Origin of the sequence: Halostella pelagica, from assembly GCF_004762015.1 — an archaeon.
In the GTDB taxonomy this organism is placed as follows: Archaea; Halobacteriota; Halobacteria; order Halobacteriales; family Natronoarchaeaceae; genus Halostella; species Halostella pelagica.
In genome coordinates, this window is sequence record NZ_SJES01000010.1 from 1 (window position 1) to 16,795 (window position 16,795).

General features: G+C 57.8%; 22 protein-coding genes and 2 pseudogenes. 14 read left to right on the plus strand and 10 right to left on the minus strand.

Features of this window, described 5'->3' with window-relative positions:
• The 5 genes from EYW42_RS17775 to EYW42_RS17795 form a co-directional block, all read left to right on the plus strand.
• The coding region (locus EYW42_RS17775; RefSeq protein WP_161972926.1) for an integrase core domain-containing protein at window positions 1-119 on the plus strand (119 nt) is incomplete at its 5' end.
• A gap of 148 nt (window positions 120-267) precedes the next feature.
• The gene (locus EYW42_RS17780; protein ID WP_135536799.1) at window positions 268-576 is read left to right on the plus strand and encodes a hypothetical protein; all 309 of its coding nucleotides are present in this window, start codon (window positions 268-270) and stop codon (window positions 574-576) included.
• A gap of 481 nt (window positions 577-1,057) precedes the next feature.
• Entirely contained in the window at window positions 1,058-1,597 is a 540-nt protein-coding gene (locus EYW42_RS17785; protein WP_135536800.1) for a DUF7342 family protein, read from the plus strand.
• A 3-nt stretch (window positions 1,598-1,600) separates the two neighbouring features.
• Window positions 1,601-2,059, plus strand: coding sequence for a hypothetical protein (locus EYW42_RS17790; protein WP_135536801.1), 459 nt, complete (start codon window positions 1,601-1,603; stop codon window positions 2,057-2,059).
• Window positions 2,056-3,303 (plus strand): tyrosine-type recombinase/integrase, encoded by a 1,248-nt coding sequence (locus tag EYW42_RS17795; protein WP_135536802.1) that lies wholly within the window; start codon window positions 2,056-2,058, stop codon window positions 3,301-3,303. Before EYW42_RS17790 ends, EYW42_RS17795 begins: the two co-directional genes overlap by 4 nt.
• Window positions 3,304-3,313: 10 nt before the next feature.
• Here the strand turns inward: EYW42_RS17795 and EYW42_RS17800 are convergent, their stop codons facing one another.
• Window positions 3,314-3,952, minus strand: a complete 639-nt coding sequence (locus tag EYW42_RS17800; protein ID WP_135536803.1) for a hypothetical protein — start codon at window positions 3,950-3,952, stop codon at window positions 3,314-3,316.
• A gap of 23 nt (window positions 3,953-3,975) precedes the next feature.
• Window positions 3,976-4,347 (minus strand): SHOCT domain-containing protein, encoded by a 372-nt coding sequence (locus tag EYW42_RS17805; protein WP_135536804.1) that lies wholly within the window; start codon window positions 4,345-4,347, stop codon window positions 3,976-3,978.
• 180 nt (window positions 4,348-4,527) lie between these two features.
• Here EYW42_RS17805 and EYW42_RS17810 point away from each other — a divergent pair, with 180 nt between their 5' ends.
• The gene (locus EYW42_RS17810; protein WP_135536805.1) at window positions 4,528-5,919 is read left to right on the plus strand and encodes a permease; all 1,392 of its coding nucleotides are present in this window, start codon (window positions 4,528-4,530) and stop codon (window positions 5,917-5,919) included.
• A 360-nt stretch (window positions 5,920-6,279) separates the two neighbouring features.
• Window positions 6,280-6,729 carry a universal stress protein gene (locus EYW42_RS17815; protein WP_135536806.1) on the plus strand — a complete coding sequence of 150 codons (450 nt, stop codon included), beginning with the start codon at window positions 6,280-6,282 and terminating at the stop codon, window positions 6,727-6,729.
• A 14-nt stretch (window positions 6,730-6,743) separates the two neighbouring features.
• On the opposite strand, the gene EYW42_RS20210 is transcribed toward EYW42_RS17815, so the two are convergent.
• Together EYW42_RS20210 and EYW42_RS17825 are read right to left on the minus strand one after the other, a co-directional pair.
• On the minus strand, window positions 6,744-7,316 hold the full coding sequence (locus EYW42_RS20210; RefSeq protein ID WP_135536807.1) for a helix-turn-helix domain-containing protein: 573 nt from the start codon (window positions 7,314-7,316) through the stop codon (window positions 6,744-6,746).
• 6 nt (window positions 7,317-7,322) lie between these two features.
• Window positions 7,323-7,625 carry a hypothetical protein gene (locus EYW42_RS17825; RefSeq protein WP_135536808.1) on the minus strand — a complete coding sequence of 101 codons (303 nt, stop codon included), beginning with the start codon at window positions 7,623-7,625 and terminating at the stop codon, window positions 7,323-7,325.
• A gap of 255 nt (window positions 7,626-7,880) precedes the next feature.
• On the opposite strand from EYW42_RS17825, the gene EYW42_RS17830 reads away from it, so the two are divergent.
• The 7 genes and pseudogenes from EYW42_RS17830 to EYW42_RS17860 all read left to right on the plus strand — a co-directional run bounded on the left by EYW42_RS17830 (window position 7,881) and on the right by EYW42_RS17860 (window position 12,488).
• Window positions 7,881-8,228 (plus strand): four-helix bundle copper-binding protein, encoded by a 348-nt coding sequence (locus EYW42_RS17830; RefSeq protein WP_135536809.1) that lies wholly within the window; start codon window positions 7,881-7,883, stop codon window positions 8,226-8,228.
• 151 nt (window positions 8,229-8,379) lie between these two features.
• A pseudogene (locus EYW42_RS20730) lies at window positions 8,380-8,559 on the plus strand (SPW repeat domain-containing protein); the annotation flags it as partial.
• Window positions 8,560-8,642: 83 nt separating this feature from the next.
• Window positions 8,643-8,796: pseudogene (locus EYW42_RS20605) on the plus strand (transcription initiation factor IIB family protein); the annotation flags it as partial.
• Window positions 8,797-9,002: 206 nt separating this feature from the next.
• Window positions 9,003-9,407, plus strand: a complete 405-nt coding sequence (locus tag EYW42_RS17845; RefSeq protein ID WP_135536810.1) for a VOC family protein — start codon at window positions 9,003-9,005, stop codon at window positions 9,405-9,407.
• A gap of 44 nt (window positions 9,408-9,451) precedes the next feature.
• Window positions 9,452-10,405: a glutathione S-transferase family protein gene (locus tag EYW42_RS17850; RefSeq protein WP_135536811.1), complete on the plus strand. Its 954-nt coding sequence runs from the start codon at window positions 9,452-9,454 to the stop codon at window positions 10,403-10,405.
• 46 nt (window positions 10,406-10,451) lie between these two features.
• Window positions 10,452-11,891 (plus strand): pyridoxal phosphate-dependent decarboxylase family protein, encoded by a 1,440-nt coding sequence (locus EYW42_RS17855; protein WP_135536812.1) that lies wholly within the window; start codon window positions 10,452-10,454, stop codon window positions 11,889-11,891.
• A gap of 204 nt (window positions 11,892-12,095) precedes the next feature.
• Window positions 12,096-12,488: a winged helix-turn-helix transcriptional regulator gene (locus EYW42_RS17860; RefSeq protein WP_135536813.1), complete on the plus strand. Its 393-nt coding sequence runs from the start codon at window positions 12,096-12,098 to the stop codon at window positions 12,486-12,488.
• 424 nt (window positions 12,489-12,912) lie between these two features.
• Here EYW42_RS17860 and EYW42_RS20470 read toward each other — a convergent pair whose 3' ends face one another.
• The 6 genes from EYW42_RS20470 to EYW42_RS20735 all read right to left on the minus strand — a co-directional run bounded on the left by EYW42_RS20470 (window position 12,913) and on the right by EYW42_RS20735 (window position 16,615).
• Entirely contained in the window at window positions 12,913-13,257 is a 345-nt protein-coding gene (locus tag EYW42_RS20470) for an SHOCT domain-containing protein (protein ID WP_135536814.1), read from the minus strand.
• Window positions 13,254-14,300, minus strand: a complete 1,047-nt coding sequence (locus EYW42_RS17870; RefSeq protein WP_135536815.1) for an NAD(P)/FAD-dependent oxidoreductase — start codon at window positions 14,298-14,300, stop codon at window positions 13,254-13,256. Before EYW42_RS17870 ends, EYW42_RS20470 begins: the two co-directional genes overlap by 4 nt.
• Window positions 14,301-14,660 carry a thioredoxin gene (trxA, locus tag EYW42_RS17875; RefSeq protein ID WP_135536816.1) on the minus strand — a complete coding sequence of 120 codons (360 nt, stop codon included), beginning with the start codon at window positions 14,658-14,660 and terminating at the stop codon, window positions 14,301-14,303.
• A 158-nt stretch (window positions 14,661-14,818) separates the two neighbouring features.
• Entirely contained in the window at window positions 14,819-15,223 is a 405-nt protein-coding gene (locus EYW42_RS17880; RefSeq protein ID WP_135536817.1) for a helix-turn-helix domain-containing protein, read from the minus strand.
• Between the two features lie 182 nt (window positions 15,224-15,405).
• Window positions 15,406-16,461 carry a sulfite exporter TauE/SafE family protein gene (locus EYW42_RS17885; protein ID WP_135536818.1) on the minus strand — a complete coding sequence of 352 codons (1,056 nt, stop codon included), beginning with the start codon at window positions 16,459-16,461 and terminating at the stop codon, window positions 15,406-15,408.
• The gene (locus tag EYW42_RS20735; RefSeq protein ID WP_164471069.1) at window positions 16,451-16,615 is read right to left on the minus strand and encodes a DUF7512 family protein; all 165 of its coding nucleotides are present in this window, start codon (window positions 16,613-16,615) and stop codon (window positions 16,451-16,453) included. Before EYW42_RS20735 ends, EYW42_RS17885 begins: the two co-directional genes overlap by 11 nt.
• Between the last annotated feature and the right edge of the window lie 180 nt (window positions 16,616-16,795).

The following is a 16,795-nucleotide window of genomic DNA, read 5'->3' on the forward strand; positions in this document are numbered from 1 at the left end:
CGTGGGTCGGCAGTCGGGCGAGCGTCAGAGAGTGGCTTGAACAGTTCGTACACTATTATAACACGCAGCGACCGCACCAGTCACTCAACGGACAGACGCCAGCAGAGGTGCTAAACTAGACAGTGCCTAACCACTCCATATGGAAATGCAATTATATATATATATATATATATAGCTGTTGATCACTCTTATGCATTGTTTTCTACGCCCGGTAGCTACATCCTTCACATGTTAGCGTACAAGAGAGAGTGACGTGTCGATATCTCCATGACAGGGGTTACCGTGTCCGGGCAGGAGCGTCACCGACTCCAATCCTTCGAAGCGAATGAGCGATGCTTTGGCCTCCTCGTAGTCATCGTCGATACAGGCTTCCAGAGTTCGGAGTTCTTCCAGCTTGAGTCAGCAGAATTCCTCCTCAACGAACAGCTCCGTGTGTACGGCGTCCATATCCACAGCTACCTGGGACAGCGATCGTTTTGCTTCTTCAAGAACGCCGGCTTCTATTCGGACTATCTGCAGATAATGAATGCCTCAGTTCTCGGTGCGAACGCCGCGATGGTCGCAATCGACAGATGATGTCAAGAACGAGGGGTCAGAAACTATTCGTTCCTCTGACGACCTTCGAACGCTGGTCCGAGGAAGTTCCTGCTGACCAATTCAGCTGGAATCGCGCATTACATCTCCTCTATGCTGGATGTAGTTTCAACTCCACACCCTGGGATTTTGTATCGCGGTAAATGATATACGAGTTCATTTAGTGCGATAATCCGGCCCCAGAAGCCTCTAAAATCCATAATTCTGGCGATCGTCCGAATACTTCGAGTGGTCCTGATTATGCTCGTAATCACGACCACTTTGAAGTACCCCGCCGCCGTCGGTGAAGCACGAATGCTATAACCGCCTCACGACGCCGCTTCCCTCAGGTAGAGCCGCCAAGAACGGGGTTCGATATCTTTCTGGGTATCCTCAGCTGAGCTCAGGGCGATACCGAAGAAAAGGATCCGATATAGGACTAATAACCTCAACCTATATTAAGACACAGCCGGAACGATGTTGTATGACCGAAGACGGATCGAACTCCGAGAGCCTGATGAACCGTCAGACCACGGGTGAAGACCGCGCGCGGATGGTCGCCCGACAGCTGTCGGAGCCGCGAACGGCAAACTGGATCGCCTCTGAAGCGGGATGGTCACACGAGCCAACGAAGCGCGTTCTCGAGCGGCTCGTCGACGACGGGATCCTCCACCGGAACGAGAGCGGTATACACACCACGTACTACCCTGATTATCGCCGTCAGGCGATGCAGGAGGCGATGCGTCTTCGGGACAGCGGGCACACTGTCGAGGAACTCACGGACCGTCTCGCCGATATGAAGACGCAGATCCGCGACTGGGAGGACGAATTCGACGTCGAGTCACCGAACCAACTTCGCGGAACGCTCACTGACGAATCTCTTGACGCTGACGAGGAAGACCGTCGCCGTGAGATCGCCCGCGAGTGGGAGCACCTTCAACGGCGTATCCAGATCGTCGGCTTCGCCATCCGCGAATGGGACTTTCTCGCGCCGACGACAGAGCCTGCCGAGGCCAACAGCTAACGGATGTCTGTTCCGCATCCAGGTGGTGATCCGAACACGAACCTCTATGCTCAGCTAAAGCGTGATGTCCTCGACCGTGTTCCACAGGTCACGGCCGTCGAGTACGTTCCTGACGATATCGAGGCCAAGCAGCTGCGAGCGATTATCGATCCGGCTCGCCTTGATCCCCCGACGGGCCCTGAGTCATCGGAACTGACTGTCAAGTGGTATCGACAGGATCCAGACGATTGGTTCCGTATCAACTACACGGACTCGAACACTGGCTTTCACGCCGGCTGGCACCAAGACGAGGACCATCCTGATCTCGGACAGGCGCATTTTCAGTACTCAACCGCCGATACGGAGGACCGCTGGGGGATTTCATTCGAGCACGAGACCCCCTCCCTGATCCTTTGGGAAATCATCGAAGCGCTTCTCGAGGACGTCCGTCCCACCTACCAATACGGGAACGAAGAATCATGACTCCCAGCACACCTCGAAACCGTTCTGATCAGTCACTCGCGAGTTCCTTCGAGCGCTATCTCCAGGACAAGGGGAAAGGCCGCGGTGGCGACGGCGGAAACTATCGACGGAACGCTGCACGCGAACTCGAGCGGTTCGCCGAGTGGGCCGCCGGCGACCGCGGCGACGACTGGACCGGGGTCGTCCCCGAAGACGTCGATCGCGAACCCACCTTCGAGGATCTCGACGAACGTGTCTTCCGCGAGTACGCCCGGCATCTCGCTGGTGACCGTGGACTCAAGCAGAATACCGTACAAACCTATTACCGCTATATCTCTGCGTGGTGTGGCTGGTGCGTCAACGAGGGATATCTCGAAGCCCATTACGCCCAGCGGGCAAGTGCGATGGCACCGCTCCCGGAAGACGACGGCCGCAAGCCCGGCGACCAGCAGGCCTGGACGTCCGAGCAGCGCCACGCCCTCACCCGCCACGTCGAGGAGCGGGCCCGCGACGCCGTGGAGGCGTACACCACACTCTCGGAGGAGACTGACTCCCTCGACAAGCAACGAGCGCGCTACGCGGCGCTGAAGGCTGCTCGTGACCGGGCGCTAGTGTTCGTTCTCGCGTACACGGCCGTTCGTGTCGGTGAACTCCTCCGGGATCCGAACGACCCGCGCCGACGTGGCGTCCGCTGGGAGGACCTCTCGCTCGATGAGGGGAGTATGGACGTCTACCGGAAGAAACAGCAGTGGGACGCCGCCAGTCTCCCCGACCCAGTGATCTCGCCGCTGCGAAGCTACTGGAAGCTGATGGACCCGCCGACGGAGCGCTGGCCGGTGTTTCCGACGTACGACCAACGGACGCTTGCGGGTCTAGTCCAGGATGAGCTCGCCGACCGAGGGGAACGCCCAGAAGCAATTACTGAGCGTCGTGAAGAGTACGCTCGCGACCTCCTGCTGGCGCTCGATGAGGATATCCGGCCGCCGTCGATTACGACGGACGGCGCGCGGTCAATTCTCCAACGCCTCTCGGAGGCCGCAGAGATCGATATCGACCATCCGAAACACGACTATCTTGCTCCGCACGGCGGTCGACGAGGGATGGGCGAGGTGCTTGTCCGCGCGTTCGGGTATACGGTGGCAGCTCGATATCTCGACAACTCGGAGGAGATGGTTCGTGAGCGGTACTCACATATTGAAGCTGGTGAACTTGGAGATGTGGCGACAGAGGCACTTGACGAAATCGAACCACGATCCCAGGGCTGAACGACCGAAGTCAGCCCTCAGTTCTTGCTCGTCGGGCTCCCTCGTAGAGGGCAGGGAGGCCGAGAGGGAGGGCCAGTATGCCGAACCCGATGAGTGCGTACTTGGTTCTGCGTGTTCGCTGCAGGATCATAATCGTGGTGACGGCGCCGAGAAGCGCAATCAGGAACGCTGCGTTGCTCCAAATGGAGTCGTAGGTCGAACAGTACAGCCAGCAGACGAACGTGTAGGCCGGGGCGTTCCAGGTCGGTGGATGGAGTTTCGGCCATAAGAACCGGCAATACGTGGTCCAACCCAGCATCGCGACGGTCGGCAACTCAACGAGCCACAGTGCTGCCCCACGATCTAGGTCGCCGTATCGCTGGTATCCAGCGAGGAAGAGCGCGGGAAAGCAGAAGACCCACAGCCAGATACCAATAGTGTAGGTCACCGGCCAGTGTTCGATCCGAGGCTGTGCAATCGGCAGCCGTAGTGACTCAGGAAGCGTCGCCCACGGAAAGGAGGGATCGGGAACTGGATTCGTGAGGAACGCGACCAAACAGAGACCCGTCCCGACGAGAAGCCCGTACAGTCCGAGCGTCGTGTATCGGTCAAGCCATGCTGGAAGTTGCGGACGGGTCAACTGTTGACGGTGATCGGAGAAACCGGGCATAGTTCAACTTTGTCTGGTCGTGATCAGGTGTCTCGTTCGAGTGCTTCGCGGCGCTGTTCGTATTCTTCGTCGGTCAAGTCTCCGCGGGCGTAGGCGAGCCGAAGCTCTTCGAGTGCTTGGTCTGAGTCACTCGCATCCCCAGTAATCCCGCGATAGATGAGGTACCCACCACCGACGAGGGCGGCAAGGAACAGGAGCTGCATTACGATGCCGACGACGAACATCCAGCCAGGCATCGTCCCGTCGCCCCACATGTGACCTCCCCACATCCCGCCCATCATTGGACCGAACCCCATCATCCCGAAGCCCATGAAGAACATGGGTAAAATGATGACGGGGCCGATGATAACGAGGAGAAGTGTAACAAGTCGCGTCTCGTCTGAGCTTGTAGGCATATTGTGATCCCTCCGTGAGTGTGGGTTTCAACTAATACTACGCACTAACTATTCAATGCGGTTGTGCTTTTGATCTGTATGTTTCATCCGCCGCTATTCTTTTGAATTCCTACTTACCCCGGATCTGACTCGAACTATCTGAAGGAAAACTGCAATAGATGATCCCTTCGAAATGATACCATGGTGACGACAATGATTGATGGTATCTTCGAAGCTCTACGTATCGGTTTAGGCTTCCTCTGGACGGCAGCCTGGGCGATCATCATGGGGCTTACGATCACGAGTCTCGTCCAGGTCTACGTCTCAAAAGAGCGAATGGCACAGGTGCTGGGCAACGGGGACCTAAGCGGACTCACCAAGGCGACTGCGTTCGGCGCGGCCAGTAGTGGCTGCAGTTTCGGCGCTGTCGCCATCGGAAAAGGGCTGTTCAAGAAGGGAGCGCACGCGGTGAACTTCCTCGCGTTCATGTTCGCGTCGACGAATCTCATCGTCGAACTCGGGTTGATGATTCTAATTCTGCTCGGCTGGGAGTTCCTCGTCGCAGAGTTACTCGGCGGGCTCATTCTCATTGCCGTAATGGCCGTCATCGTTCATCTCACGCTTCCGGAGAATCTCTTCGACGAGGTACGAGAGACGCTCAACGAGCGCGATCACAAGTCGGGCGTCACTGAGGACCCGACCTGCGGGATGGCAGGCAAAGACGAGTACACGCTCACCACCGATGGCGGTGAGACGCTGAAGTTCTGTTCGAAGGGGTGTATGGAGACCTACCGCCAGGAGACATCGAGCCGTGGCGGGTGGCGCGAAGAGCTGCTCTCGTGGGGTGGCTGGTACAAGGTCGGGAACCAGTACCGTAAGGAGTGGTCGATGATCTGGAAAGACGTCATCGCCGGTTTCCTGATCTCGGGGTTCGTCATCGTCTTCGTTCCCCAGTGGGTGTGGAATACCCTGTTCATTCAGGGCGACGGGCTTCTCGTGACTGCCGAGAACGCGATTATGGGCGTCGCCATCGCCGTCCTCAGTTTCGTCGGCAGCATGGGCAACGTCCCGTTCGCCGTTGCGCTCTGGGGCGGCGGCATCAGTTTCGCGGGCGTCATCGCGTTCGTCTACGCCGACCTCATCACGATTCCCGTCCTGAACATCTACCGGAAGTACTACGGCTGGAAGATCATGTTGTACATCCTCGGCGTCTTCTTCGTCACGATGGCGTTCACCGGCTTCCTCATGGAACTGCTGTTCGACGCCCTGGGGATCGTTCCAGATCTGGCAGGTGGCGAGACGGCGACCGAGCAGACGTACTTCGAACTCAATTACACGTTCTATCTCAACATCATCGCCTTCGCGCTTTCGGGCTTTCTCCTGTACGTCTATCGTCGCGGCCTGGGTGCGCCCGGCCAGTACCGTGACCCCGTCTGTGGGATGCGGACTGACGACAGCGAACCAGCGGCGACCCACGACGGCGAGACGTACTACTTCTGCTCACAGACCTGCAAGGAAACCTTCGAAGAGAACCCTGACGAATACGCCACCGGCCACCTGATGGTAATGGAAGGCCATAACCACGACGATTAATTCGAACTCGGGTCCAGTCGGCAGGAGGAACTCTGCTGTTCGCCAGTATAGCTTCTCCAAGAGTAGGCCGCGAAAGAACGCTCCGACTCATCACTCCCCCTCCAGCTGGAGCAACCGGGCGTGATGAGCGTTGCCCTCGGCCTACCCAAGCGGGGTCCCGCGCACTTACTCGCCAGACTTGCGTTCCAGTCAGTCAAAGATAATTTCCCCCTCTGATGAGAGAGGGAAGTGTATTTTCGGTGGCCCTTCGGGCTTGAAGTGCGAATCTGAATAGACGAGTGGGGGAAATGGTGTACGGTGAGTCCCCGCCGGTGGATAAGGGAGGTAGATTTATTGTTACTTCCTTTGAATTCCGACTGAATGTACGACCGAATTCTACTGTCAACCGATGGTACTGTCGCGTCTGAAGAGGCTGAAACGCACGCACTTGAACTCGCCGCCGCCCACGACTCAGTCCTTCACGTGCTCTACGTCGTCGACGAGGACGTCGTGACCGCATACAGCGGCGACGAGTACGTCAACGAAGCCGAAGGCCCTGAACACGGCCTCGAAGAACACGGCGAGGAGACGCTTTCGGAACTCCGACGTCGAGCATCGGAAATGGGTGTCGACGTCGAGACGACGATGCAACATGGCCGCCCCGCTGAGACCATCGTTGACCACGTAGGCGACTGCGACGCGGATATCCTCGTACTCGGTACCAAACGCCGGCCGGACGAGTATCGTGCGCTGCTCGGAAGTGTTACCGACCGCGTCCTCCGATTGACGACTCGTCCGGCAACCGTCGTGAAAACTGAAGTCAGCGAGTAGGAAACGACCGATCGCTACCGTTCATCGGCAGGTGTGAGCGGGCCACTATCGATCGTTCCGGTCACGTACTGTTTTCCAAGGGCCGTTATCCTATATTTTCCACGTTCGACCTTCGTGACGAATCCGCGCTTCTCTAACGTGCGTAGACGGCGATTCACCTCCCCACGACTGTACTCAATGTTGTATGCGATAATCGCGGGAGTAAGAACCAGCTCTTTCGAGTTGAAGAGTTCGAGGATGGCGTCGTCGATCGGCAACATCCAGTCTGCTTGCTCTCTGATCTGGATGGGCTTCTGGAGGAGCACGTCTGCCCAGGCATCACGACGCAGGTCTTTCTCGACGGGATCGTACAGTCCGAGAATGACCGGTAGTGCAGCGGCTCCATGTATCCAGTGGACGAAAGACGGGAAGAACAGTTCCACCACTGGTCCGCCGACGAGGAATACCATCAGCCCTGCCACCGTGAACAGCAGATACTGCTGATACTCAACGACAGTCTGCTTGAAGAACAGAAAGTAACAAACGCCGAGACCGGTAACGAGCCCAATTGCAAGATTATAATAGGCAAATACGGAACTGTCAACCATTGGATCTCACCTCTCGGCCGCGCTGCTGTCGATTTGTTGGTGAGTCACAATCACGAGCCAGAGGAAGATTGCAATGACTGTATAGAGGGCACTCCGGAGCGTGTCAAGAAGTAGGATGTTTGGTTCGACGAGAAACAAAACGACGTGGTAAATGATCATAGCGGTCATCGTCCCAGAGAGAAGCGCAATAACCGTCCCGAACGGGGATTCGCGGAGTACGCGCCAGAATAGGAGAGAAAGAAGCCCCGCTGCAGTTCCGCTCACGAGTGCAAAGAGAGCACTCAACGTGTGGAAAGTCGTGTCGACCATATCTGAAGTACGGGCCTAAGTCCCTTGAGTCCAACTGCGGAAGATGAGATCATCTCTCCCTCTTCATTCAAGAGCGCTCCTGAGGACGTCTCTATGTAGAAATTACTAGATAGATTGGCGTCCTCCGGCTTGTCCTCCTCGGTTTCGCGGCTTAGTATTCTGAATAAATCTGGCATTATCCCCTATCTCACTAATCTTCCGTTCCGGATCGGGGAGTGGATAACAAAGTCCGATGGGGTCGGAGTCTATACTGCTATGGCTTTGACCGAGATCCCGCACGTTAGCGAGAATGACCTGATGGCCGAGTGCATTGACAATTGCCTTGCAGCTGCCCAGGCGTGCGAGTGGTGCGCCGACGAGTGTCTCGGCGACTCAGAGATGGAGGAGTGCGCTCGTCTCTGCCGGGACGTCGCTGACATGACGACGTTGCACGCCCGATTCATGGCGCGTAATTCGAACTACAGCCAGCAGCTCGCGACGGCCTGCGCTGACGCGTGCGAGGACTGTGCCGAGGAATGTGAGCGCCACGATGCCGAACACTGCCAGGTCTGTGCTGAGGTCCTCCGCGACTGCGCTGAAACCTGTCGCGAGATGGCTTCCTGAACAGACCTAGTCGGAAACCTGATTCCTTTTCTTTGAATGACGTCCCCTACTCGTTGGATAACGATAGCCATCGGACTACTTGGAGCCTGGCTCATGGCCGCTCCGTTTATACTGGAGGCGTCGCTGATCAGCACCTGGAGACGTTGTTGTCGGTGGTTATCTCTCGCTTCTCGCCGGCCACAACTACTCGTGCGAGCGGGAACAGGGAATGCCGAGTAAGTGGATAGCAGGCGCTCTCACCTTTCTTGGAGTCTTGCTTCTCTTCGTCCCGTTTGTCTTGGGCGTATCCGGTCAAGCCCGATGGAACGACATGTTGGTTGGCGTGCTCGTAACGGCATTGGCTGGATACAACGCGTCCGCAGCACAACTTTCCGATCTGCGGGTCGGATATCCGTCAATCGATGTGACCAGAGGATCCCTGCCGACCCCGTCTCCCCCAGCATGTTCGTACCGCGACTCGCCTCGGACCTCGAGTGTCCGGACGCAATCCGAGGCCGCGGACGTGGCAAACGCCTCGAAGGCGACAATTCGGACGCACCGCGATACGCTGACCGGGATATTGAAATGACCGCTGCCCGCTGTCCTCTCCAAGGAGAGTGGGCTCATTGGTGAATGAACTGGAAAGTACTGATGCGCCGAGAAGAATATTCGTGATTTTCGGGTCGACAACCGTTTTGCTTCTCGTCGATGGTGGGTGGTTAGCCTCGTGTAACCTAATCAGACACAGATTGCCTGAACTATATTCGATAGACGATTCTATATCAATCCAGAACAATGGACGCACGACGCATCGACCACGTTCACCTCAAGATTCCGGAGGACGAGATAGAGCACGCAATCGAATTCTATCAGGGTCATCTCGGATTTCCACTCGAAGGGTTCGAGGACTACGAGGAGGGCGACACGCCGATTTTCCACTTTCGGCTCGCACCAGACACAATCATCCACGTTAGACCGACCGAGGAGTTCGTCCACCCCGAGCGAGAGAACTTCGACCACCTCGCAATCATTCTAGACGAGGACATCGAAGACGTCAAGCAAGAACTCGAGGACGCCGGCGTCATTATCGAGCGAGAAGGCACGCCTGACGGGGCAACCGGCGAAGCCCCAGCAATCTACGTTCGAGATCCGTTCGGCTACCTCATCGAATTCAAAGAACCCGTATCAGAGACAGCGTAATCGCCTCACGCCCACGACCATCAACAGAACATAGTTCAGCACACATGGGACGCCTCATCGACGGCCACTGGAAGACATCTGACGAACTGACTGAAAACGACCAGGAGCGGAGTGACGACGGGTTCCGAGAGCGCATCTCTCCTGACTCACCATATACCCCGGAATCGGGACGCTATCACCTGTACATCTCCCGGGCCTGTCCATGGGCCCACGGCGTTGTCTTAGTGCGGAAGCTACTGGGCCTCGAGGATGTCATCTCGATGGACATCGTCGACCCGTACCGAGGTGAGGAGGGCTGGCAGTTCACTCCCGACAAACCCGGCTGTACGCCGGATTCCATCCATGGCTCGGACTACCTCCACGAAGTGTACACGGCAGCCGACCCAGAGTACACAGGTGGCGTTACTACGCCAGTTCTCTGGGACCGCGAGACAGAGACTATCGTCAATAACGAGTCCATCGAGATCATGGATACGCTCGCGACGGGCTTCGCAGACCAGAGCGACGAGTACGACCTGTATCCAGCAGGGAAGCGCGACCAAATCGACGCGGTCGTCGAGAAAATATACGAACCGATCCTTCAGGGGGCGTACACCGCCGGCTTCGCGGACTCACAGGACACCTACCAGCAAGCGGTCGAGACGATGTTCGACGCCCTCGACTACTGGGGGGAGGTCCTTGCCGACCAGCGATTTCTCGTCGGCGAGTCGCTCACCATCGCGGACCTTCGACTGTTCCCCGCGCTCGTCCGGTTCGACCCCGTCTACTACACACACTTCAAATGTAACGTTCGGCGTCTCGTTGACGACTCCACCCTCTGGGGATACACGCGCGACATTTATCAACACGACGGCGTCTCAAAGACGGTTAACCTCGATCACATCAAGAAACACTACTACCGGAGTCATACGGACATCAACCCGACTGGATTCGTCCCAGTCGGACCGAATATCGATTTTACGATGCCTCACGGTCGCAAACGAATAGGGAGTGAGTGACATCGGTCCAACGAGTCCCTAAGTTACCAGAGAGAGAAGCGCTCATATGAACCGTTCCAACTCGCCCGAAACGGGATTCATCGATCCGCGTGGGGATAACGCCGAAGCCATCCGGGATCTCACCGAGGACGTACTCGATCAGCTCCTCGAACAGCTCGGAGCGGCCGAAAAACGGTCGCCGTTACCTGCCGAGTCGACCGCCCCTATGGGGGCGATCCCAGAATCACCACGCTCCCAGACCGACGTTCTCGATGCCCTCGAGACGATCGTTGCGGGATCGATGAATCCCGCACATCCGGGATATATCGGTCATATGGATACGATGCCGACTACGGTGTCGATACTGGGTGACCTCGTCGCATCGGCGGTCAACAACAATATGTTGAGCGTGGAAATGTCGCCAGTATTCTCGGAACTCGAGGTTCAGTTGACCGAGACCATCGCCAGCGAATTCGGCCTCGGCCCCAACGCCGGCGGAGTCCTCGCCAGTGGGGGGTCACTCGCGAACCTACATGCCCTCTCAGTCGCTCGGAACAAGGCATTCGATGTTCACGAGGGTGGGATCGCCGGACTGGATGGTGAGCCAGTGTTGTTCGCATCACAGGTGGCACACACCTCCCTACAGAAAGCCGCAATGCTACTGGGGCTCGGAACCGACGCCGTCATCGCCGTCGAAACGGACGCGAACTCTCGAATGAAGCCGAGCGCGCTGAATCAGGCAGTCGAACAGGCCGAACAAAACGGTCGCGCGCCGTTCTGTGTCGTCGCGACCGCTGGCACAACCACGACTGGGAACATTGATCCGCTCCCGGCGATTCGTGATGTAGTCGATGAGCATGCCCTGTGGTTCCACGTCGACGCGGCCTACGGCGGGGCCCTCGTCTTCTCTGAAGCCGAACGGGACCGACTTGATGGAATCGAGGAGGCCGACTCAGTGACGTTCAACCCGCAGAAATGGTGTTATGTTGCGAAGACATGCGCGATGACGTTGTTCGCCGATTTGGACATCTTGCAGCAGGATTTCAGGGTTGGGGCGCCGTATATGCGCGGCGACGATGCGATTCCGAACCTCGGTGAACTGAGCGTCCAAGGGACCCGGCGGGCGGAGGTTCTGAAACTTTGGCTTACCTTCCAGCATCTCGGTCGTGAGGGACTCGGACAGTTGATCGACGAAAGCTATCGCCTGACGGCTGTGATTCGCGACCGCGTCACTGACCAGAATGCGCTGGAACTGGCCAGCGAGCCAGAGATGAACATCATCTGTTTCCGTGCCGCGCCCGATTGGTGTCCACCGGACGATCGAGATGCACTCAACGGACGGCTCCAGCGCTACCTGCTCTCCAAACAGGACGTCTTTGTCTCGCTACCGACCTATCGGGACACACGGTGGCTCCGAGTCGTCCTATTGAACCCGTTCACAGACAAAACGACGCTTGATCGACTGTTCGACGGAATTGGTTCGTTCCTAGAGGCTGAACGTCCGTAGCCTACTGGAGATGACCTCATGAGCGATACCAACTTACTTCCCGATTCAGCCATTCCCGGTTGCGCTCATCTAAATATAGAAGTCGCGCTACCAGCGACTATAAAAACGTAAATCACTTGCACAGCCGGTACGCTCATCAGTATCTGAGCGGCACAAGACGACCCAAGACAAACGCTTACATCGGAGGACTACCGTATAGCTGGTATGGTTCCAGCGCCCGACGAGGAGATCGATGACAATCTCCGAGAGGTTCGCGAACTCACGCCAAACGCATGTGCAGGTGTCCAATCACTTGATCAGTTCGGGACCAAGTGGCGTCTTCGGATTCTGTACAACCTGTTCGATGGCGACCATCGATTTAACGAGTTGAAACGAGCATCCGGAGCGAGTTCGTACACACTTTCGCGAGTCCTCGAATCACTCGAAGAGGACAGGATCGTCGATCGCCGTGTCGAGGAAGGCCCACCCGTCGCGACCCACTACAGCCTGACTGAGAAAGGTGCGGCACTCGAGCCAGTGTTCGCTGCAATCGACGAGTGGAATGCAGAGTGGGTCGGTGAGCCGGACACAAACCCGACTGAATCGCCTGACGTTTAGTCTACTCCTCGAGGGCGTGGGGGGGCGACCGCAAGTTTTCCGAGGCCGCCTTGATTGGCGATCAATGGCCCTCACTTCCCGACGCGGTGTGGCTGGTTCCAGCGATGGCGCTGAGCGAATCCACTGGCGAGACCGCGGCAACCGATCTGGGAGTGCCGGGTGTGTGGCTCGGTTCGCTACGGCCCCAGTCTCGAGTAGCGCCAGTGCTGGCCATCGATTAACCAACACCCTGCGAGTGTTGTCGAGGTTCGTTGGTTAAGGCAGCGAGCACCTGCAAGCTCGACGCCAGTCTCGATGGGAAGTCTTTCCGCGCCGGCGAGCAGTGAGGAGCTTCCGATGGAGCAAGAGTTCAAACAGGGCTAATGCATCGTGTGCTCAGCAATCCAAAACAAGAACCGGATCTGGTCTGGTAGTTGCTCATCAGTTATTCCTCAAGTCGGTGACGACGCTCTTCGAATTCCTCCTCGGAGATCTCTCCACGAGCGTACCGGGAGCGTAGCGTCGACAGTGCAGTGTCCGTGTCAGATCGCTCAGTAGCCGGTGTACGTCCGTGTGCGTAGACTGTATAGCCGACGATGAGCACCACACTCAGTAAGATTAGCGACCAAATGAGGGGCCACCAGCCGAAGCCACTCATCCCGCCGCCCATCCCACCCATTCCACCAGAGTGACCACCGCCGGACTGTACGCTGGCAATCCCGGTAAATGCGATCAATAGGACGGAGCCAACAGTACTACGAACGATGGTGGTAGTGAACTTGGAGGTCATGGAACAGATTGTTCCTTTGTGACTGTCGCTGGAGCGGCCGAGTCACTCGAGTCCTGAAGCGCCTCAAGGAATTCCTCGGCATCGAGGGCAGCCATACTTCCGGTGCCGGCGGACGTGATCGCCTGTCGGTAGCGCGGGTCAGCAACGTCGCCAGCTGCGAACACTCCTTCGACGGCCGTCCGGGCTGTGGGCCGACCAGCGGCGTCGTTTCGCGTGAAGATGTAGCCGTTCTCGTCCCGTTCGACGCCGGTGCCGTCGAGGAACTGCGTGTTCGGTGTGTGGCCGACGGCGTAGAACACGCCCCCAACGTCGACTGTCTCTCGTTCGACGTCGACACCGGACTCGGCTTTCTTTCTGGGATATCCCTCGGGATGGGAGACGAGCGTGGCGCCGGTAACGCCCTCCTCTTGCGAGCCGTGGATTGCTTCGAGCTCCGTGTTCCAGCGGAACTGGACATCCTTGTGGTCGCGAGCACGGTCGGCCATGATCTCCGATGCTCGCAGCTCTTCGCGGCGGTGAACGACCGTCACCGAGTCGGCGAATTTCGCGAGGAACAACGCTTCCTCCATCGCGCTGTCGCCGCCACCAACGACGAGAACGTCGTCGCCGCGGTGGAACGCGCCGTCACAGGTCGCACACGTCGACAGCCCGTGCCCCATCAGTTCGTTCTCGTTTTCGGCGCCGACCCAACGCGCGCTCGCGCCGGTCGCGACGATCAGCGACCGTGTGTAGATCGTGTCCCCGATCGACAGCGACAGCTCGAGGAGTTGGTCGTCCACATCCGCGTCCTCGATGCGGCCGTGTCGGAACTCCGCGCCGAACTGCTCGGCCTGCTCCTTCCCGCGTTGGATCAGATCCATGCCGCCGACGCCGTCGGGGAACCCGAGGTAATTCTCGACATCGGTCGTCAGTGTGAGCTGCCCGCCCGGTTCGTCGCCCTCGAGGACGAGTGGGTCGAGATCGGCACGCGCGGCGTAGACCGCCGCCGAGAGACCGGCGACGCCCGACCCAGCAATGACGAGGTCGTGGATGTCCTCGGTCATTTATTCGGTGTAGGTCTCGATGAGCGTTCGGAGTTGGTCCTCAGCCTGGAGACCGACAATTTCCTTGACCTGTTCGCCGCCGGCGAACAGGACGAGGGTGGGAACCCCCCGGACACCGTAGGCGGTGGCGAGTTGCTGGTTGGCATCAACGTCGACTTTCGCCACAGTCGCGTCGGTCTCGGCGGCGAGCGTCTCGACGATCGGTTCGAGCATCTGGCACGGCCCACACCAGTCGGCGTAGAAGTCCGTGAGGACGACGTCGTTCTCTGCAACAATGTCATCGAGTTGGGACTGACCGTCGACGTGGAGCGGTTCGTTCGTGGACGCGGTGCCAGCGTCGGATGCAGTATCAGTTGCCATCAACAGTACGTATGCACCAGCGCTAATTAAGAGTTTTGGGAAAAATATACAATACTATTCAAGACAGACTGTCTGCCGAAATACCGATCGGAACCCGAGATCGCGCAAAATTCTGCTCCCGAGATGAGTCTTAGGACCAGAGATAGAGAGGTAAGGCGTTAGCTTTCGGCTGCAGGAGCCGCAGTTTCGGTCTGTTCGTACTTGGTTTCGAACTCCTGGATGAGCTGCCCCATCTTCGCGTACCAGTCGTTGAGCAGGCGTTGCATGTCATCGGCGATCTTGGAGGGGTCAGTCGGCGAGTAGACGTGGTAGTAGCCACCCTGGTCGTAGTTGATCTGGTCTTTCTCGATGAAACCGGTCTGCAGCAGCCGTTGGACGGCACGGTAGGCCGTCGAGCGCTCACGGTCGACTGCGTCGGCGATTTCGTCGACAGTCAGCGGTTCTTCGGACTCGACGAGCGCCTGGAAGCACTCCTTATCGAGTTCTTTGAGACCGTGGAAACACTCCAGCAGCCCTTCGCACACCATGTCCCGACGGAGCTGTTCAGACATCGAATCTGGCATTGTTATCGAAACTACGTACGTACTGAGCCATTAAAAGACTTTTGCGCAGTTCGCACAATTTCGCGGTGAACCAAGAGAGGTAAACAGAAAAAGGTGTAAACAGCTACTCGTCACTCTGGGGATATCCAGGGAGTCAACAACCAAATCAACCCGACCGGCCAGCAGGTTGGCGCAAAAACAGATTAGTCGGTAACCGAGGTTCCCTGATGACGCTTCTGACGAAGCGACGAAATCGTCGTGTACAGAATCGCGAAGGCGACGACGACCGCCGCGCCGATAACCAGTACCAGTCCGAGCAACTCGAGCGTCGGGCTGCCGACGTAGGAGCCGATCTCTCCGATACCCACGGCGACGGCACCGATCAGGAGCATCCCGCCGAAGTAGATCTTGATGCCGTCAGCGTCGACGACGGCGGTCGCAGCAGAGCCGATACGCGCACCGAGTGCGCTCCCGAACAACAGCGGGGCGACGATACCGAGGTTCACGCCGCCGCCCTGTCCGTAGAGGTAACTTCCGAGACCGCCGGAGAAGACGATCTCGAACAGGTCAGTGCCGACGGCGACGGGCACCGGGACCCCGATCGCATAGATCATCGCCGGCATCCGGATGAAGCCGCCACCGACGCCGAGGAAGCCGGACAGAAGACCAGTCGCGAAGGCGACGGCCGTGATAACCCACACGGAGACACGGACGTCGCCGCGGAGCGACACCATCGGTGGTATCCGAACGGTCTGTTGAATGGTTTTGGCGATTTCTGGGATCTCGTACTCGTCGAGGTCCTTGTTAGCAGCCTCGTGATCGATACCACCGCTATTACTCTTCAACGCGTCACGAGTCACCATCGCCCCGACACCGCCGAGCAGGACCACGTAGGCGACGCTGATGATACCGCCAGCGAGTCCTAACGACTCGAGGTAATAGACACTGGCACGGCCGGCCTCAATACCGATTGTCGTCCCAGTAATCATGATGGCGCCGAGTTTGTAGTCGACCTGCCCGAGGTCGTGGTGCTTCAGGGTCGCGATGACGGCCGTCCCGAAGACGAACGCCATTCCGCTCCCCACTGCGACGGGCGCCGGGTAGTCTAGCATCAGCAGTGCAGGGGTGACGAGGAACGACCCGCCCATGCCGAAGAACCCGAACAGGACCCCGACGACAAGGCCGAACCCGACGAACAGTGCAAGCATCTCAGGACTGGTTCCCAAGATCCCGAGGCCGTCAAGGAGACTATCGAGCATTGGCTTCACCTCCGACCAAGAGCTTCATCAGATAGGGCCCGAAGAGCCGTTCGAGGCCACCGTAGCCCACGTATAGCACGATCGCTTCCAGTAGTATCGTGCCGATAAGCAAGGCTGTCTCGGGATCCCATGTGGGAATCTCTAATCCTGCCATCGGGTCTCCCTCGGAGTTTCGAACACGGAAATTCGCTGTTTGCACATTTCTGCTCAGTAGCACTTATCCGCCTCGTTCTTATAACGTTTTTGGGACTACTATACAATACTATATTCCGGTAACATCTCTTAGAGTATCGGTAACTTATAAGAAACATATAGACGCTGGCAGCGCACGAAA

Excerpts from the sequence above, each read along its gene's own strand:
- EYW42_RS17780 (WP_135536799.1), top strand. The coding sequence starts at position 268 with ATGACAGGGGTTACCGTGTCCGGGCAGGAGCGTCACCGACTCCAATCC.
- EYW42_RS17785 (WP_135536800.1), top strand. The coding sequence starts at position 1,058 with ATGACCGAAGACGGATCGAACTCCGAGAGCCTGATGAACCGTCAGACC.
- EYW42_RS17790 (WP_135536801.1), top strand. The coding sequence starts at position 1,601 with ATGTCTGTTCCGCATCCAGGTGGTGATCCGAACACGAACCTCTATGCT.
- EYW42_RS17795 (WP_135536802.1), top strand. The coding sequence starts at position 2,056 with ATGACTCCCAGCACACCTCGAAACCGTTCTGATCAGTCACTCGCGAGT.
- EYW42_RS17800 (WP_135536803.1), bottom strand. The coding sequence starts at position 3,952 with ATGCCCGGTTTCTCCGATCACCGTCAACAGTTGACCCGTCCGCAACTT.
- EYW42_RS17805 (WP_135536804.1), bottom strand. The coding sequence starts at position 4,347 with ATGCCTACAAGCTCAGACGAGACGCGACTTGTTACACTTCTCCTCGTT.
- EYW42_RS17810 (WP_135536805.1), top strand. The coding sequence starts at position 4,528 with ATGGTGACGACAATGATTGATGGTATCTTCGAAGCTCTACGTATCGGT.
- EYW42_RS17815 (WP_135536806.1), top strand. The coding sequence starts at position 6,280 with ATGTACGACCGAATTCTACTGTCAACCGATGGTACTGTCGCGTCTGAA.
- EYW42_RS20210 (WP_135536807.1), bottom strand. The coding sequence starts at position 7,316 with ATGGTTGACAGTTCCGTATTTGCCTATTATAATCTTGCAATTGGGCTC.
- EYW42_RS17825 (WP_135536808.1), bottom strand. The coding sequence starts at position 7,625 with ATGGTCGACACGACTTTCCACACGTTGAGTGCTCTCTTTGCACTCGTG.
- EYW42_RS17830 (WP_135536809.1), top strand. The coding sequence starts at position 7,881 with ATGGCTTTGACCGAGATCCCGCACGTTAGCGAGAATGACCTGATGGCC.
- EYW42_RS17845 (WP_135536810.1), top strand. The coding sequence starts at position 9,003 with ATGGACGCACGACGCATCGACCACGTTCACCTCAAGATTCCGGAGGAC.
- EYW42_RS17850 (WP_135536811.1), top strand. The coding sequence starts at position 9,452 with ATGGGACGCCTCATCGACGGCCACTGGAAGACATCTGACGAACTGACT.
- EYW42_RS17855 (WP_135536812.1), top strand. The coding sequence starts at position 10,452 with ATGAACCGTTCCAACTCGCCCGAAACGGGATTCATCGATCCGCGTGGG.
- EYW42_RS17860 (WP_135536813.1), top strand. The coding sequence starts at position 12,096 with ATGGTTCCAGCGCCCGACGAGGAGATCGATGACAATCTCCGAGAGGTT.
- EYW42_RS20470 (WP_135536814.1), bottom strand. The coding sequence starts at position 13,257 with ATGACCTCCAAGTTCACTACCACCATCGTTCGTAGTACTGTTGGCTCC.
- EYW42_RS17870 (WP_135536815.1), bottom strand. The coding sequence starts at position 14,300 with ATGACCGAGGACATCCACGACCTCGTCATTGCTGGGTCGGGCGTCGCC.
- trxA (WP_135536816.1), bottom strand. The coding sequence starts at position 14,660 with ATGGCAACTGATACTGCATCCGACGCTGGCACCGCGTCCACGAACGAA.
- EYW42_RS17880 (WP_135536817.1), bottom strand. The coding sequence starts at position 15,223 with ATGCCAGATTCGATGTCTGAACAGCTCCGTCGGGACATGGTGTGCGAA.
- EYW42_RS17885 (WP_135536818.1), bottom strand. The coding sequence starts at position 16,461 with ATGCTCGATAGTCTCCTTGACGGCCTCGGGATCTTGGGAACCAGTCCT.
- EYW42_RS20735 (WP_164471069.1), bottom strand. The coding sequence starts at position 16,615 with ATGGCAGGATTAGAGATTCCCACATGGGATCCCGAGACAGCCTTGCTT.